Consider the following 2,081-nt stretch of genomic DNA (forward strand, 5'->3'; position numbering starts at 1 on the left):
ATGGTCGTAGGCCTTCCGCAGCCCGAGATAGAGGACCACGCCCGAGCAGGCGGCCTCGCGCTTGCGGCCGCGGTTGAAGTCGTCCCAAGCCGCACCGCCGATGAGCTCGCGGTAGGTTCGTACCGAGTCCATGTTGGAGACGATCCGGTCGAAAGCCATCCGCTCGCCGTGAGCGGTGACGACGGCGGTGGCGCGTCCCTCTTCGGTGTGGATGCGCGTCACGTCCACGCCGGTGCGGAAGTCCACCCCCAGTTCCTCAGCCAGCCGGGTGAGCGCGACGGGGACGGCCCGGGTGCCGCCCATCGGGTACCAGACGCCTTCGCCCTGCTGCATCTGCGCGATGCCGCAGAGGACCGCCGGCGCGCCAAGGGGGGAGGAGCCGACGTACTGGATGAAATGCTCGAGCATCTGGCGGACGCGCGGGTCGGCGACGTTGCGCTTGATCTGGCCCGCGACGGTGCGGTGCATACGGAGGCTCAGCACGTCCGACAGCGTGCTAAGGGACATGTTGGCCTTGAGGTCCATGGTGTCTTTCAGGTCCTCGACGGACTTCCAGAAGAAGAACCGGTCGGACACGTCGGCCAGGCGCCGGGCCACGGCCATGAAGTCGTCGAAACCCTGCGCGTCGCGGGCCGAGAGCGCGGCAATGGACCGGCGCGCCTCGGCCGGGTCGTCGCGCAGGTCGAGCACGGTGCCGTCGTCGTAGAAGCAGCGCCACTGCGGATCGAGGCGGACGAGGGTGAGGTAGTCCGACAGGCTCCGCCCCGCTTCGGAGAAGATGCGTTCGAGCACGCGGGGCATGGTGAGGATCGTCGGCCCCATGTCGAAGCGGAAGCCGCCTTCCTCGAGCACCGCGGCCTTGCCGCCGAGCCAAGGGTTCTTCTCGAAGAGCGTGACCTTGTGGCCGCGCGCCGCCAGCGTGCAGGCCGAGGCGAGGCCGCCCAGGCCCCCGCCGATGATGCCCACCTTGCTCATTCCGCCGCCTCCGTCATGCCCTGACCCAGCGCGCTCTCGGGGATGCGCCCGGCCTCCAATCCCAGGTCCCCGGCCAGGAGCTTGGTCGCGATCCGGGCCGATTCGAAGATGGTGGGGAGCCCGCTCCCCGGATGGGTGCCGCCGCCGGTGAGATAGACCCCGTCGAGGTCCTCGAACCGGTTCCGTGGCCGCAGATGCAGCATCTGGCCTAGATTGTGCGCGAGGTTGAAGGTTGCGCCGCGGTAGATGCCCGAAGCCTCCCAGTCGGGCGGGGCGACCATGCGTTCGGTCCGGATAAGCGGGCGCACGTCGGTGCCGGTCCAGACCTCCAAGCGGTCGAGCACCGCCTCGCGGTAGGGCGCGGCGATGACCCGCCAGTCGGCGCCCGTGGCGAGGTTGCCGACGGGGACGAGGACGTACAGGGCCGAGTGGCCCGGCGGCGCTAGCGACGGGTCGGTGACGGAGGCGTTCTGGACGTAGATCGAGGGCTCGGTCGGGGCTTTTCCTTCCTCGATCTCGCGAATGTTGCGGGCGTAGTCGCGCGACAGGAAGATCGTGTGGTGGGCGAGGGGCATAGTCCTCTCGATCCCGAGATAGAGCATGAAGGTCGAGCAGGAGTAGCTCTTGGCCCCGATCCGTGCGTCGGTCCAGCGGCGGCGCAGCGCGTCGGGGACGAGGCTGCGCATGGCCTGTGCGAAGTCCGCGTTCACGACGACGGCATCGGCCTCGTAGGTCGCGCGGGCCGTGCGGACGCCGGTGGCGCGGCGGCCCTCGAAGGTCAGGGCCGTGACCGGCTCGTTCAGCCGGACCTCCACGCCCATGCGGGCGAGGCACTGGGCCATCGCGCGCGGGATCGCGTTGCAGCCGCCCAAGGGGTGGAAGACGCCGTGGCCGTACTCGATATGCGCGAGGATCGTGAAGAGCGACGGGCACTTGAAGGGCGACATGCCCAGGTACTTCGACTGGAACGAGAAGGCGAGGCGGGTGTCCGGGTGATGGAACCAGCGCCTCAGGTCCGCATCCACCGTCGCCCAGGGCCGCAGATGCGGCAGCGCACGCGCCATGTCTCGGTCCGCGAAGGCCGAGAGCCCCAGGAACGGCTTCTG

The 2,081-nt window shown here is 69.5% G+C and carries 2 protein-coding genes; both read right to left on the reverse strand.

Annotation, left to right across the window (positions count from 1 at the left end; translation table 11 throughout):
• The coding region (locus AC5JLB_RS01830) for a phytoene desaturase family protein (protein WP_495872153.1) at positions 1-975 on the reverse strand (975 nt) is incomplete at its 3' end.
• On the reverse strand, positions 972-2,081 hold a 1,110-nt coding region (gene crtI, locus AC5JLB_RS01835), incomplete at its 5' end, for a phytoene desaturase family protein (RefSeq protein ID WP_495872154.1). The genes AC5JLB_RS01830 and crtI, both read right to left, overlap by 4 nt.

The organism is Myxacorys chilensis (genome assembly GCF_059505265.1).